Source organism: Mesorhizobium sp. M0802 (genome assembly GCF_040320115.1).
In the GTDB taxonomy this organism is placed as follows: domain Bacteria; phylum Pseudomonadota; class Alphaproteobacteria; order Rhizobiales; family Rhizobiaceae; genus Mesorhizobium.
Genome location: NZ_JAMYOY010000005.1, coordinates 1 through 14,436, shown reverse-complemented (window position 1 = coordinate 14,436; position 14,436 = coordinate 1). Strand labels below are relative to the sequence as shown.

The following is a 14,436-nucleotide window of genomic DNA, read 5'->3' as shown; positions in this document are numbered from 1 at the left end:
GATCCTCAGCGATACTCGAAGATCGACCGGAAAATGCCCGGCGCGATTACCGATAGCGGGTTGATGTCCAGCACCGGCTTGTTGGCGTTGCCCTTGAGCCGGTAGGTGACGCCGATCAGGCCTCGGTCGCGGCCGTTGCCGAGCAGAACGCCGACCAACGGCAACTCGCCGAAGATGCGGTTGAGGCCATAGGCCGGCATGAAGGTGCCGGTCATGTCCATATTGTTGTTCTGGTCGTAGAGCGTGCCCTGGAAGGTGGTGCCGATGCGCGGGCCGCGCAGCACGCCGTTGGCCAGCTTCAGGTAACCGCTGCCCTTGTCGATCTCGGTAAAGCCGCGCTCGAATTTTACCCGCGAGGTGTCGATCTTGCCCTTGACCGCTTCGTTCAAGCTGCGGCTGTCGCCGGTTGGCGTGGTCGAGACGATGGAGGCGAGCTTGGGTTCATTGACGATGAAGAAGTTGCTCGAATCGACCTGTCCCCGCATCGGGCCGTCGGCCGCGCCGCTGAGCGCCAGCGTGATCGATCCGCCTTCCATATGCTCGTAGATGTTGAGGAAGCGCAATATGGCGCCTGCGTCGGCCGACTTCATGGTGAGCGCGCGGGCACCATTGCCTGCCGTATTGCTGATGGTGATGGCGGCGCCGGAACTTGCCGCGGCGCTGACCTTGAGCCTGTTCACCCTGGAGCCGGCGGCACTGTAGTCGAGCTTCAAATTGGACAGGACCTCGTCATGGAACCCGGTTAGCGAATTGACGTCGGCGCTGACCGAAACCGCGTCCGTGCCGGTGGTTTTGGTGGCGGTATCGACATCGGAGGTGAACTGTTTGATCAGCGAGCGGGCATCGAGCGCGTTGCCGCTGACATCGACGGCAAAGCCCTTGCCCGACCGCTTCACCGTCACGGCGACATCGTCGCCCCGGTTCAAGGCGACTTTGCTGAAGCGGGCCGACGACAGCGCGCCCTTGACCAGGACGACATTGCCTTCGACCGAAAAGCTCTTTCCGTCGAGGTCGAAGTCGGACAGCGTCGTGGTATCGCCGGACTTGCTCATGGTAAAAGTGGCATTGGCGGCAATGCCCGGCCCCTTGCTCCAGCCTGCCCAGGGAATGTCCAGCCTGGCGCTCGTCAGGTCGACGTCGACGTTCTGGCTGCCGCCTTCGCCGCTCTTGTCGATTGCCACCTTGATGGTGCCGGAAATCAGCGGCGACAGGCCAGGCATGGCGATGGCGCGCGTCTTGTCGTCGAGCACAAGCGCCACCTTGCGGCTGCGCGGCGGGCCGCCATCCCTGAGCGGCTCGACCAGATCGAGCTGGGCTGGAATGCCGTTCAGCCGCGCCTTGGCAGAGATCACCGCCTTGTCGGGCCCGACTTCGATCGAACCGTCGGCATCGGTCACCATCTGGCCTTCGAACGGCTTGGCGAGCGACAGGTCCTTGTAGTCGAGCGATACCAGCCAATCGAGCTTCGACGTGTCGACGCCGGATTGCAACGGAATGTCGGCCTTGACGTGGCCGGTCACCGTGCCCGACAGGTCGTCCGGCAAGATGCCGACATGGCGCATGGCGTTGATCGGTTCGTAGGAGGCAAGTTCGGCGATGGCCGGCGCCTCGCCGGCGACGTCGATGTCGAGCGCGCCGATCACCGGCGGGTGGTTTGCCGCCTTTACCGACAGTGTGCCATTGCTTGCCGCCACGGTGCGGCCGCTCGGCATATAGACGCTGCCCGAGGACAGCGCGACGTCGACATCGTTGCCGTGGAAGGAAACGACGCCGACGGCATCGCGTATCGGCGGGATGCGGCCGGCGGTGTCGAAACGCGAGCCCTCGACCTGGAAGCGGCCGAACACCTCGTCGGCCGAAAGCGGCACGCCGTTGCCGAGACGCCCCGGCACGACCTGGAACTGCAGGCTGGCATCGACGACGCGGCCGCCAAACAGGTTCTGCAGCACCCACAGCCGCGCGTTCTTGGCGGAGAACCAAGGCCATAGCTGCTTGACGTGCGAGACCGCCATGTCGTGGACGTTGAGCGACACCGATATACCCGGCGGTCCGTTGTCGATGAAGGAAACCGCAGCGGTTCCCAGCACTTCGCTCCCCGATCCCGACCTGATACCGATCTGGTCGGCGACAAGCTTGCGGCTCTTGATCTGATAGACGCCGGCGATGCGAGCGAAGAAATTCAGCGCCGGCTCGGGCGATTCCGAAGGCGCCAGCGTCGAGCCGTCGCTGGTCAGGTCGTAACGATAGGAAGGCTCCTCGCCGGCCGCGCCGGTCGACGGCTTTGGCCCGATCGAGCCGGCGAAATTGAACGCCGAGCGCCCGGTCTTTAGAACCAGCCTGCCGACATCGATCTTGTTGGAGCCGGAGACAAGGGCGGCGTCGACATCGACATCGGCCGGCAACAGCCCGCGTGTGCCGAGGTCGAGCACCGAGCCGGTTAGCGACAGCGAGCCCGTCAGCCGCGAATCGGTCTCGCCCGAGCCTTCGGATCCCGTGAGCTTCAAAGCCATCGCGCCGGTTCGCCCGCCGGCCGCCGGCGTGGTCTCCGCGACATCCGCCATGTCGATGGCGGCGTTCAAGGCGGTGACGCGCATCGAGCTCGTATCGCGGGTGGCGGTGGCCGTGACGGTGAGCGCGCGGCCATCGACATCCGCCTCGGACGAGAACTCCATGCTGCCGGGGCCCGACTGCAGCACCGTGGCGTTGGCGATCGTGACCAGCTTGACCGATCCGGCCTCGGGCAGCTCGAACGCGACATTTTTGAGATCGATGCGGCGCATCGAATCCTCGCGCACGGCATCGAGTGCACGATTGACGTCACTGAAGACGGCGGCGGCCAGTTTTTCCGGATCGATGAGACCTTCTTGATTGCGCAGGCGCGCTGTCCAGTCACCACCCGACGGCATTGCCGCGGTGACGATATGGGCGTCGGAAATCCTGGCGCTGGTCAGCCGAACCTCGCCCGAAAGCAGCGGGATAAACCGGATGCCGAAGCGGACGCGCCCGGCATCGGCCATCGGCTTGCCGTCGGCGGTCTCGACGCTGACATCCTTGACCTGCAGCGCAATGAAGCTCGATCCGTCAAGTGTCAGGCTGGCAGGACCGACGGCGACTTTGACGTCGAAACCGGCCAGTTTCTCGATCGCCGTTTCGGCTTCCAACCGCAGCCGTTCGCTGCCGATGCCGGTGGCGCCGATGACGTAGACAGCCGCCGCTGCCAGCAGCACAAGGGCTCCAATGCCGGCAAATGCGCGAACAAGAATACGAAAGCCGCCGCCGATCCGCGCCTTGCCGAGTGGCGGCACGCGGCAAGCGGACGGGAAAGCCCCCAGGTCGGTGATCTCGTCACGCCTGAACCGGATTTTCTCGTGTTGCGGTTCTTCCTGATCCACGCAATTTTCCGTTGTGCGAATTCGATCGTGGACGGATCCCCGCCCGACACTATAACGATGCAGGCTAGAGCATGATGCCGAAAAGTGTGAGGCGGTTTTCTCGGACAAACGGTTTCCGTTTGTCCAGGCATCATGCTCTATCTCTTTGATTCAGGGCCGCGTAACCTCAAACAAGGGCATCGATATGGCTGATCTCGACGTTGGCGACGTTGCGCCGCAATTCGATCTTCCGCGCGACGGCGGCGGCTCACTCAGCCTTGCCTCGATGCGGGGGAAGCCTGTTGTACTTTATTTCTATCCGCAGGACGACACCACAAGTTGTACCAATGAGGCGATCAGCTTTTCGCAGCTGAAGCCGGAGTTCGAAAAGGCCGGCGCCGTGGTGATCGGCCTGTCGCCGGACAGCGTGAAGAAGCACGACAAGTTCAAAACCAAATACGATCTCACCGTCGACTTGGTTGCCGACGAGGAGCGCAAGGTGATCGAGGCCTACAATCTGTGGGTCGAGAAGACGATGTATGGCCGCAACTATATGGGCGTCGAGCGGGCGACGTTCCTGATCGGCAAGGACGGGCGGATCGCCGGGATCTGGCGCAAGGTCCGGGTGAAAGGCCATGCCGAAGCAGTGCTGGAGGCGGTCCGCGCGCTCTGAGGCGCCACCGATCTGGCCAACGCCGCGCAGTGCATTAGGGGCATAGGACATATATGCGGTTGGCTGACACCGTTGGTCACTAGCGCGCCCGAGACGGCAAAACTTTGTTAACCCTAATAATGTGTAATCGGGCTTCGTTGGTGTCGTAACGAAAGCTTGGTCCCGTGAACCTAACCGGTCAGTCAGCGGTCTTCGGCAGGCGCAAGGAGCCGCATACGGTCATCATTGCGCGGGGCAATGAAATACGACATTTCACCATCCGGCCGTGGCTCGTCGCCTTTCTCGGCTCGGCACTGGCGGCGATCGCCATCGGCTATCTCTTGGCGACCTCCTATCTCGTGCTGCGCGACGATCTGATCGGCGCCACCACGGCCCGGCAGGCGCGCATGCAGCAGGCCTATGAGGATCGCATCTCGGCGCTTCGCGCGCAGGTCGACCGCATCACCAGCCGCCAGCTTCTCGACCAGAAACTGATGGAGACCAAGGTCAGCGAATTGATCGAGCGGCAGAGCCAGCTCAGCCAGCGCCATGGCCGCCTTGGCCCGATCCTCGAACGGGCGGAAAACGAGGTCGGCACGCCGGCCGCCGCGGATGTGGCGGCAAAACTCGACGAGCATGCCGAACTGACTGGCGGCGAGCCACTCGCCTATTCGGTCGCCAGCCTCGGTTCGGGCGACACCAGGGCATTCTCGCTGTGGTCGACACGCTCCGACCCGCTGCCCAGCGAAACGGCAGCGGACCGTGCCGACAAATTGTTCGTCTCGATCAATGATTCACTGAAGGCTATCGAAAGCCAGCAGCTCACCCGCATCGAAACCTTGGCCGACAACGCCTACAAGAACGCCGATGCCATCACCCAGGCGCTGGAAGCCGCCGGTCTGCCGGTCGACAGTGATTTCGGCAAGAACGAAAGCGATGTCGGCGGACCGCTGATCCCGCTTGACAGCTCGATGATGTTCGACAGCAAGGTCAAGGAACTGGACGAGGCGCTGGATACGCTCGACCAGTTGAAGAAAGAGGCGCGGCGGCTGCCGCTCGCCAACCCGGCGCCGGGCCACTCCGTCACCAGCCCGTTCGGCGTGCGCACCGACCCCATCCTCGGCACCGCTGCCCTGCACTCGGGCATGGATTTCCGCGCGCCGGTCGGCATGGCGGCCAAGGTCACGGCGGCCGGAATCGTCACCAAGGCCGGCTGGAACGGCGGCTATGGCCGCATGGTCGAGGTCGATCACGGCAACGGCTTTGCCACGCGCTACGGCCATCTGAGCGAGATCGACGTTGCCGTCGGCCAAAAACTCGCGGCCGGCGACATCATCGGCAAGACCGGCAGCAGCGGCCGCTCGACCGGCCCGCACCTGCACTACGAGGTCCGCCACAATGGCGAGGCCATCGACCCGCTGCGCTTCCTGACCGTCGGCAAGAAGGTCGAGCAGTATCTGTAGGGTCAAGCCAGGCGGCTGGTTGCTGCCCAACTTCTCCGCGCCCTGCCCGCTGGTTCCGGATCCAAGGTCGCACCAAGCGCGGACCCGTGCCGACAAAACTGTCCCTGGGCTGAGACAGATGCACGGCCACTGCGAAGCCCATCGAGGCATGGGCGTCATGGCCACGGGCATGCATCACCCTTATCGCCTCATTGCGTTTGACGGCCTCCCGGAGCCGACAATATCGACGGCCAGGCCGTAGCGGGCGACGTCGCGGATCTGATATCCCCTGCCCGGCCAGCATCGGCCTGAGATAAGCTCGCGTGCCAATCTCGCGGTTCGATAGTTCGGGATGGCGGTGCAGATGACGGCGGATCTCGACCATCCGATCGAGAATTCCGGCATCGATGGCGGGGTCGCGGCACCGCCTGGTGCTGCGGGCCCGGTCAGGATTTGACATGGATGTCTCGCGGGAATCTGGTTAGCGTCTCATGGCCGGTCTCGGTCACCAGAATGGTCTCGCTGATCTCGATGCCCCAGCCATCCATCCACATGCCAAGAATGGAGTGCACGACATTGCCGGGTTGCAGCGCGGTCTTGTCGCCGGGCCGCAGGCTGATCGTGTGCTCGCCCCAATCCGGGGGATAGGCGACGCCAATGGAGTAGCCGATGCGCGATTCCTTCTTCAGCCCGTAGCGCTGGATAACCTTGCGCCATGCGGCCTCGACCGCTTCGGCTGTGGTCCCCGGCCTGACCGCGTCGAGCACCGCATCCATGCCTTCGATCACCGCCTTTGCGGTGTCGGCGACACGGGCCGGCGTCTTGCCGAGCTGCATCGTTCGGGCGAGGCCGGCGGCATAGCGGCGGCAGACACCGGCAAGTTCGAGCGCAATCGTCTCGTCCTCTCCAAACCGCCGGTCGCTCCACATGATGTGCGGAGCCGATGCATTCTCGCCGCCGAGGATGGTCGGCGGCAGTGCCGTGATGTCGCCGGCGAAGTCCGCGCTGCCGGCGATCTGCGTCGCCTGGATCGCGGCAATCGCATCGCACTCGCGCACACCTGGCGCAATGACTTCGAAGGCCCGCGCAACAGCTGCTTCAGCCAAGGTCGACGCCTTGCGCAGGTAGGCAATTTCTGGAGCGGATTTCACGGCGCGGATCCAGTTCACCAGGAGATCGGCGTCGTGCCATTTCGCATTGGGCAGGCCGGCGACCAGCCGGGCATGCGCCTTCGGCGAGAAATAATAGGCTTCGAGCTCGATGCCGATATGTCTCGCGCCCCAGCCCTTGGCGACGATCCAGGCCGCTATCCAGTCCATCGGATGGCGATCGGCGCGCTGCACGTGGTCCTCGGGGAAGCCGACCACATTCTCCGGCTTCATCCAGGCCGTCAGCAAGCCGCCTGCCGCATCCATGGCGCGGCCGATCCAGACCGGCTCGGCCTCGTTTTCGATCGGGACCAGCACGACCTGCGGCGTGTAGAACGACCAGCCGTCATAGCCGGTGATGTAATGCTGGTTGGCGACATCGTTGACTACCAGCAGTTCCAGCCCACGCGCCGCCATCTCGGCGCGGATCTTCTTGAGCCGCCGCTGGTACTCATCGCGCGCAAAAGGCAATTCGATCATCGGTTTTCCTGCTGGATTGTTGGCCGGCGAGCCCCGCGCCCGCCTGACGTCATTCACCATTGCGGTGGTTTCAGCCCGGCTGCAATCGGCCAGCGCGACGAATGGGACAGGTCCTGCAGCGCGCCCGGGAACCGTCACGAATTATTTTTGAATTCCATTTGACTGAATAAATTGCCTGTGCAAGTCTTGGTCTTCCTATGGGGCGCGGGACATGGCACTGCGGGGGACCAATCAGGAGTTCGGGCGGCCTTACAACCGGCGCATCGTGCTGGAGTCCATCCGTCTTCACGGTCCCATCGCTCGCGGCGACATTGCCGGCCGGGTCGGCCTCACCGTCCAGACCGTATCGACCATCGTTCGCGAACTCGAAGAGCATGGTTATGTGCTGTCGCTGCGCGAAGAGCCGCGCGGACGCGGGTTGCCGCCGGCGACGCTCAGGATCAACCCCGAGGGCGGCTATGCCGTCGGCGTCCACCTCACCCCGCTGGGGATCGACGCGGCGCTCATCAATCTCAGCGGCGATGTCATCGAGAGCATGCATCGCGAGGCGCCGCATGCGACGCCCGACCATGCCTTCGAGCTGATCGGCGCGATGGTGCCCGAGTTGACCGCGCTGCGGCCCGGCGGACGCGTGCTCGGCATCGGCATGGCGCTGCCTGGACCGTTCGGCGTGGAGTCGATGAGCTTCGTGGGCCCGACGACCATGGCCGGCTGGAAGGATGTCGCGCTGCCGGAACGGCTGGCGGCGTCGACCGGGCTGCCGGCCTTCTTCGAAACCGACATGGCGGCGGCGGCCATGGGCGAACGGCTTTACGGTCTCGGCTCCGGTTATTCCGAATACTACTACCTCTATTTCGGCGTCGGCCTCGGCGGCGTCATCGTGCATGACGGCGCGGTGATGCGCGGCGCCTGGGGCAATGCCGGCGAAATCGGACACATCCCTGCCGTTCCCGGTGGCGAGCCTTGCCCATGCGGCAACAGCGGCTGCCTCGAACGGTATCTCTCGCTGGAAGCACGTCGCCGCCGCAACATCAGCGATGCCGCCTGGGTGGCCGAGATCGCGCCGATCTTCCGCAACGCCATCGTCACCATAGAGAATGTGTTCGACCCCGAAACCGTCATCCTCGGCGGGCTCGCCCCCACCGAGCTCCTGGAAAAGCTGGTCGGCGCGGCGGGACAGCTTCCCAATTCGGTCTCGGCGCGGCGCGACCGCAAGACACCGCGCGTGACGGTGGCGACCGGCGGCAAGCATTCGGTGCTGCGCGGCGCTGCCGCATTGGCCGTTTCGGGCGTGCTGTCGCCGCGCTTCGGCCAGATGTTCATTGCCGAGCGCGAGCGCCGGTCAGACCTCATGCACAGCAAGGGAGTGGCGGCATGACCGAACCGCTGCTGGTACTCGAAAACGTCACCAAGAATTACGGCGCCATCCACGCGCTGAGGGGCATCAGCTTCTCGATCGGCAAGGGCGAAGTCGTGGCGCTGCTCGGTGACAATGGCGCCGGCAAGTCGACGCTGGTCAAGATCATCGCCGGCGGCCTCGAACCGAGTTCCGGCCGCATGCTGTTCGAGGGCAAGGAGTTTCTGGCGAAGACGCCGGCCGAGGCCAAGGCTGCCGGGATCGAGACCGTCTACCAGGACCTGTCGCTCTGCACCAATGTCGACGTCGTCGCCAATTTCTTCATGGGCCGCGAAATCACCCGCAAGGTTCTCGGTGTCCCCATCCTCGACGAGCGCGCCATGGAGGCCGTCGTCGGCAAGGCGCTGGCCAGTGCCGGCACCCGCATTCCGTCGCTGCGCACCAATGTCGAGCATCTCTCGGGCGGCCAGCGCCAGGCCATCGAGCTCAACCGCTTCGTCCATTGGGGCGGCAAGCTGGTGCTGCTGGACGAGCCGTTCGCGGCACTCGGCGTCGAGCAGACCAGGCGCGGCCTCGAGATGATCCGCCAGGTGGCCAACCAGGGCATCGGCGTCGTGATCATCACCCACATCATGCAACAGGCCTTCCAGGTTGCCGACCGGATCGTGGTGATCCGGCAAGGCGTCGTGGCCGGCGATGTCGCGCGCAACAAAACAAGTCCCGATGCGGTGATCAACATGATCACCGGTGAGACGCTTGCCGGTGCCGGACCGGCAGGTTGAGGGACAAAAGAGGGGTCCGGTATAAAAGAGGAGCGAACGACATGAAGCGAATACTGGTTCTTGTCTTCGGTATCCTGGCACTGGCTCTTGCCTCGCTCACGCCGGCAATGTCCCAGACCAAGGGCACCGTCTATTACATGGTCCCGACCCTGCTCGATGAATTCCAGACCGGCTCGGTGAGCGCGCTGGAGCTGTTCCTCAAGCAGGTCGGTTATGAGGTGAAAACACTCAACGCCGACAACAAGACCGACGCGCAGCAATCGCAGATGAACGACGTCATTGCGCTGAAGCCGGCGGCGATCATCCTGGCCGCCGTCGATTTCAACGCGCTGAAGCCGTCCATCGAAGCGGCGCGTGCAGCCGGCATCCCGGTGGTCGAGTTCGACCGCCAGATCACCTCGACCCCGTCCGATTTCACCTCGGTGGCGGGCACGGTCGAGATCGGCTACGTCGCCGCCGAGCAGGCGCAAAAGCTTCTGACCGCCAAGAACGGTTCTGTGAAGGGCAAGATCCTGCAGGTGCTCGGCGATCCCGGCGATCCCTACACGCTCGACATCCAGAAGGGTTTCGAGGAGAAGTTGAAGGCGTTTCCTGACGTCAAGATCATCTCGCTGCCGGCCATGCAATGGGAAGCCAGCAACGCCGGCACGATCGTTGCCGACCAGATGCTCGCCAACCCCGACATCGACCTGATCTTCAGCCATGCCGCGCACCTGTCGGTCGCAGCCGTCGCCTCGCTCGAGGCCGCCGGCAAGAAGCCGGGCGACGTCATGCTGATGAGCTCGAACGGCGCTCCGGTCGGTCTCGACCTGATCCGCAAGGGCTGGCTCAATGTCGAAGTCGAGCAGCCGCTCTACGCGCAGGCCGCGGCCGTGGCGATGTTCATGGACAAGATCGCCGGCAAGCAGGAAATCAAGCCTGGCGAGTATGACGTGCTCGGCTTGAAGTCGACCGTGACCAAGGAGAGCTGGGGCCCCAACATCAAGATCCCGGGCGCCGCCATCACCAAGGAAAACGTCGACAATCCGGCCTTCTGGGGCAACCAGAAGCCGCCGACGGACACGATCAAGTCTGTCGAATAGTCGCTTAGCGAAGCGCTCCGGGTCATTGGGGCCCGGAGCCTGCCCATTCACGACGCCGCGTCCCAGGACACCGTGGCGAACCTAAACCCGCGCCTGAACCCGACGAAATCGAGTTGATTTCTTAGCCTGATTTTCTCGGGGGCGCCAACCGGATCAGCCCATGAACCCGCGCAGCCGCAAAGCCCTGGAGTTCGTCCTCGACAACCTCGTCTGGTTCATGCTGATCTTTGTGCTGGTTGTCTTTTCCGTCTTCGTCCCCAACTACTTCCAGCTCGGCATCTTCGCCAACATCATCGAGGCCTCGAGCGTTCTCGGCGTGATGTCGATCGGCCTGTCGCTGGTCATCATTGCCGGCCATATGGACCTGTCGGTGGAATCGGTGGCCGCGCTCAGCGCCATGGCGGTCGGCATCCTGTTCTGCTCGTCGGGCATCGGCATGGGCATACAGCTCAATCCGCAATGGCTGATGGTTCCGGTTTCGCTGCTGGTTGCGCTCGCCGTCGGCGGCCTCATCGGCGCCTTCAACGGCTATCTGGTGGTCAAGGTGAAGATGAGCGCCTTCATCATCACGCTGGCGTCCTACATCTGGGTGCGTGGCCTGGTGCTGGTGATTTCCGGCGGCCGCTCGGCACAGGATCTGGCGCCGGCCATCCGCTGGTTCGGCATCCAGCGGCTGGCGGGCCTGCCGCTGACCGCCTGGATCGCCGTCGCCTGTTTCGTCCTGTTCTCGCTGATCATGGCCAAGACGCCGTTCGGCCGCCACCTCGTGATGATCGGCGGCAACGAGACAGCGACCTTCCGCGCCGGCATCCGCGTCAACCGCAACCTGATCATCGCCTTCGTGCTGGCTGGCGCCATCGCCGGCCTCGCCGGCTGGCTGCTCGCCATCCGCACCTCGGGCGCCACCGCCAATCTCGGGACCGGGCTGTTGTTCAACGCCTTTGCCGCCGTCGTCATCGGCGGCGTCAGCCTGAAAGGCGGCGTCGGCACCTTGCCCGGGGTCTATGCCGGCGTGCTGCTGCTCTCCTCCATCAACACGGCGATCAATCTGATGGGCCTGCCGGCGAATTTCACCCAGGTGATCCACGGCCTTTTGGTGCTCGCCGCCGTGCTGCTCGACGCCTTCAAGCAAACCATTCGCCAAAGACTGGCATAGGAGACGGCTGGCATGACAGGACGGCTCGAAAGCAAGGTCGCGCTGATCGTCGGCAGCGCGCGCGGCATCGGCAAGGGCATCGCCCAGCGCTTTGCCGAAGAAGGCGCAAGACTGGTCCTGGCCGACAGCGAGGCCGAGGCCGGCCAGGCGACCGCGGACGAGCTCGGCGCTGCCTTCATCCGAACAGACATTTCGCAAATTGCCGACGCAGAAGCCGCGGTTGCGCTGGCGCTGAGCCGCCACAGTCGTCTCGACATCATCGTGCAGAATGCCGGCATCTATCCCTGGCAGCTCATCGAGAACACCAGCCCGGACGACTGGGACCGGGTGATGGCCGTCAATCTGCGCGGCACCTTCAACGCCACGCTGGCAGCGCTGGCGCCGATGAAGGCGCAGGGCTACGGGCGCATGCTCTACACCTCGTCGATCACCGGTCCGCACGTCACCAGCCCCGGCCATGGCCACTACGCCGCCAGCAAGGCCGGCATCAACGGCTTCATCCGATCGGCGGCGCTGGAATTTTCCGGCTACGGCATCACCGTCAACGGCGTCGAGCCCGGCAACATCCTGACCGAAGCGATCGAGCTGCATCGGGGCGCCGCCTACATCAAGAACATGGAGGATTCGATCCCGCTCGGACGCCTCGGCAGTCCGCGCGACGTCGCCAACGCCTTCCTGTTCCTCGCCTCCGACGATGCCAGCTACATCACCGGCACGACCATCGTCGTCGACGGCGGCCAGTTGCTGCCCGAAGGCAAGGATTTCCGGCTGCTGCCGCCGTGATCAGCCGGATTTCTTGTACAGCAGCAACTCAGGCCGGTACTCGAAGTGCATGGTGTCGTAGTGATACCAGCGCCCGCCCCAGATGAAGCCGTTTTTCTCGAAAAATTCCACGATTTCCAGCGGAATCCGGTTCTTGAAGGGAATGTGGGCCTTCGGGTTGGTTTTGTTCCTGTTGTTGTACCAATAGTCGGAGAAGCCGACATTGATATCGAAGGCCGCTCCGAACGAGTGAACGCTCAACCGGTCGGTGCCGGCGATCGGCCGCCAGACAAATCCGCCGCCGGGCTTGAGCCCGTAACGGCTCAGCTCCGCGGGCATCGCCTCAAGCGCAGCGGAGACCTTGCCCAGCCGGTCGTTGATGCCGAAAATCCTGGTGACCTGCACGGTCTTCTTGCCGAGCTTCGGCAACCATTTGACGTTGGCGATGTGCTTGCCCACCTCGGCGGCACTTGCCCCGTAGAGCTTCTCGAAGAAAGGTTCATTGCGGATACGGCCGGGATCGAAATCCTCCGCCGGGACCAGCGCGCCCTCGGCTGCTCTGGGATAGACGTAGCGAAACATGTCTTCGATGTCGGGGCTCTCAAGCAGCGCGTCGGCGTCGCGCGCCTTGCCGTCGTCCCACACCATTGTGGTGCCGTCGGTCCAGATCAGGACATTGCCCTTGATGGTGAAAAGTCCGGGATAGGCCTTGAGCAAGGAAGCCTTGGCGGCCGGCTGGTCGACGCCGTCGCCCGCATTCCCTGCAAAGGCGGAGCGTCCAGTGCCGACGATTGCCAATGCGAACAGCAACCGCAGCATCAGGCGCCCTGGATGATCCATCATTGTCCTGCCGTCCCGGAGGGCTTTCGTTCATCGTGCATTTAACAAGGCTGCTGTACCATGCTGGTCGAATCGAACGGGAGACAAATCGTGTCAAAAACCTTCAATGCTTTGATCCGGATGACGTTTACATTCATCTGCCTGGTCGGCCTGGCCTCGTCCGTCTCTATTCTTTTTCCAGCCACCGCATCCGCCCAGCGGATGCAGCGATGCGCCGACGAAGGCGAAATCTGCCGCCTGCCCTACCCCTCGGAAGTGGTCTACGGCGCGCGCGGGCAGACCACTTCGCGCTTCATCGATCGTCGTGCCGTGCCGTGTACGAATCGCGTCTTTGGCGACCCGGCGCCCGGCCGCGACAAGGCTTGCTATATCGTGAAGCGCGGGGGCGGTAACGACTATGGCGACAATGACGACGACAATTACGGCGATGACGACTACGGCCAGGGCGGCGGCAGATGGGTGGCCTGCGCCTCGGAGGGGCGGTTCTGCGAGTTCCGTGGCCGCAAATTGGTGAGATACGGGGCGCGTGGCCAGTACGTCCAGGGCGTATTCAGGAACGGCGTCACATGCAGCGTCGACGCCTTTGGCGAGGATCCCATCCGCCGCGTGAAGAAGAACTGCTACGTCAAACGATAGGTGGCGCCGGGGAAGAACGGCGGGTGCGGCTCGTTGCGGCCGCGCCCGGCATTCGAGATATGGTCGGCCAGATATGGTGGGCGATGACGGGCTCGAACCGCCGACATCTTCGCTGAGAACGCTATCGTCAACTCGACCGCTGTGAACCCTTATCGCGGCACGGTGACACGGCACCTACGCCGATATCGAAGCCGTATGCGAACAACGTCGACAAGTACACGCTTGCCCGCATCGGCGAGCCGAAACAGGAAGAAGTGGCGGAGCCGATCGTCTTTCTGTGCTCACCCAATGCGTGTCGCTCAAAAGCGGTTCCCCGGTTTTGAGAGAGCGACATTGCATAGACGCTCAAGATATTAAGCTTCCTGATGAACCTACCCGTGCAGGTGAACCCACCCTTCCAGAACACCCTGCCCTTCCGGATGAACCTGCTTTTCCGGATACGCCAAGTTAATCCGGTAAAGGCATTGTTCGCCTGGCGTTGCGGGCGTGGGCCGATCTTGCTCTGCAGCTGCCATCCAGACGGAAGACATTTGTGTATATTCCGCTTTGGCGACGCGCCGTAATGGCCTCTTGTACTTAGTCCACCGTGCGACGCGAAGGGGGTAGTGTGCTGAGAGTTCTGCAAATTCGCTGAGAGAGGGCGGTCATGGCAGGCTGGTGATTGTTCACGTCACCTGATTCCCGCGAAGGAACGCCACCATGACCAAGACTGAAGTTAAGACCGCCAG

The 14,436-nt window shown here is 63.6% G+C and carries 11 protein-coding genes; 8 read left to right on the top strand and 3 right to left on the bottom strand.

Annotated features, from left to right (window positions below):
• Positions 1–5 precede the first annotated feature (5 nt).
• A complete protein-coding gene (locus NKI10_RS09770; RefSeq protein ID WP_352859687.1) occupies positions 6–3,392 on the bottom strand; it encodes a YhdP family protein in 3,387 nt (1,128 codons plus the stop codon).
• A gap of 184 nt (positions 3,393–3,576) precedes the next feature.
• On the opposite strand from NKI10_RS09770, the gene NKI10_RS09765 reads away from it, so the two are divergent.
• Positions 3,577–4,044 carry a peroxiredoxin gene (locus tag NKI10_RS09765; protein ID WP_023697549.1) on the top strand — a complete coding sequence of 156 codons (468 nt, stop codon included), beginning with the start codon at positions 3,577–3,579 and terminating at the stop codon, positions 4,042–4,044.
• Between the two features lie 164 nt (positions 4,045–4,208).
• Positions 4,209–5,486, top strand: a complete 1,278-nt coding sequence (locus NKI10_RS09760; protein ID WP_352859685.1) for a M23 family metallopeptidase — start codon at positions 4,209–4,211, stop codon at positions 5,484–5,486.
• 425 nt (positions 5,487–5,911) lie between these two features.
• On the opposite strand, the gene NKI10_RS09755 is transcribed toward NKI10_RS09760, so the two are convergent.
• Entirely contained in the window at positions 5,912–7,093 is a 1,182-nt protein-coding gene (locus tag NKI10_RS09755) for a M24 family metallopeptidase (RefSeq protein ID WP_352859683.1), read from the bottom strand.
• A gap of 211 nt (positions 7,094–7,304) precedes the next feature.
• Here NKI10_RS09755 and NKI10_RS09750 point away from each other — a divergent pair, with 211 nt between their 5' ends.
• The 5 genes from NKI10_RS09750 to NKI10_RS09730 all read left to right on the top strand — a co-directional run bounded on the left by NKI10_RS09750 (position 7,305) and on the right by NKI10_RS09730 (position 12,253).
• On the top strand, positions 7,305–8,471 hold the full coding sequence (locus tag NKI10_RS09750; RefSeq protein ID WP_023684846.1) for an ROK family transcriptional regulator: 1,167 nt from the start codon (positions 7,305–7,307) through the stop codon (positions 8,469–8,471).
• Positions 8,468–9,232: an ATP-binding cassette domain-containing protein gene (locus tag NKI10_RS09745; protein WP_023669142.1), complete on the top strand. Its 765-nt coding sequence runs from the start codon at positions 8,468–8,470 to the stop codon at positions 9,230–9,232. Before NKI10_RS09750 ends, NKI10_RS09745 begins: the two co-directional genes overlap by 4 nt.
• Before the next feature lie 41 nt (positions 9,233–9,273).
• Positions 9,274–10,314 carry a sugar ABC transporter substrate-binding protein gene (locus tag NKI10_RS09740; protein WP_023684845.1) on the top strand — a complete coding sequence of 347 codons (1,041 nt, stop codon included), beginning with the start codon at positions 9,274–9,276 and terminating at the stop codon, positions 10,312–10,314.
• Between the two features lie 160 nt (positions 10,315–10,474).
• On the top strand, positions 10,475–11,470 hold the full coding sequence (locus NKI10_RS09735; RefSeq protein WP_023694096.1) for an ABC transporter permease: 996 nt from the start codon (positions 10,475–10,477) through the stop codon (positions 11,468–11,470).
• Between the two features lie 12 nt (positions 11,471–11,482).
• Positions 11,483–12,253 (top strand): SDR family oxidoreductase, encoded by a 771-nt coding sequence (locus NKI10_RS09730; protein ID WP_352859680.1) that lies wholly within the window; start codon positions 11,483–11,485, stop codon positions 12,251–12,253.
• Here NKI10_RS09730 and NKI10_RS09725 read toward each other — a convergent pair whose 3' ends face one another.
• A complete protein-coding gene (locus NKI10_RS09725) occupies positions 12,254–13,075 on the bottom strand; it encodes a M15 family metallopeptidase (RefSeq protein WP_352859678.1) in 822 nt (273 codons plus the stop codon). It lies immediately after the preceding gene.
• A gap of 57 nt (positions 13,076–13,132) precedes the next feature.
• Here NKI10_RS09725 and NKI10_RS09720 point away from each other — a divergent pair, with 57 nt between their 5' ends.
• On the top strand, positions 13,133–13,708 hold the full coding sequence (locus NKI10_RS09720) for a hypothetical protein (RefSeq protein ID WP_352859677.1): 576 nt from the start codon (positions 13,133–13,135) through the stop codon (positions 13,706–13,708).
• Positions 13,709–14,436 lie beyond the last annotated feature (728 nt).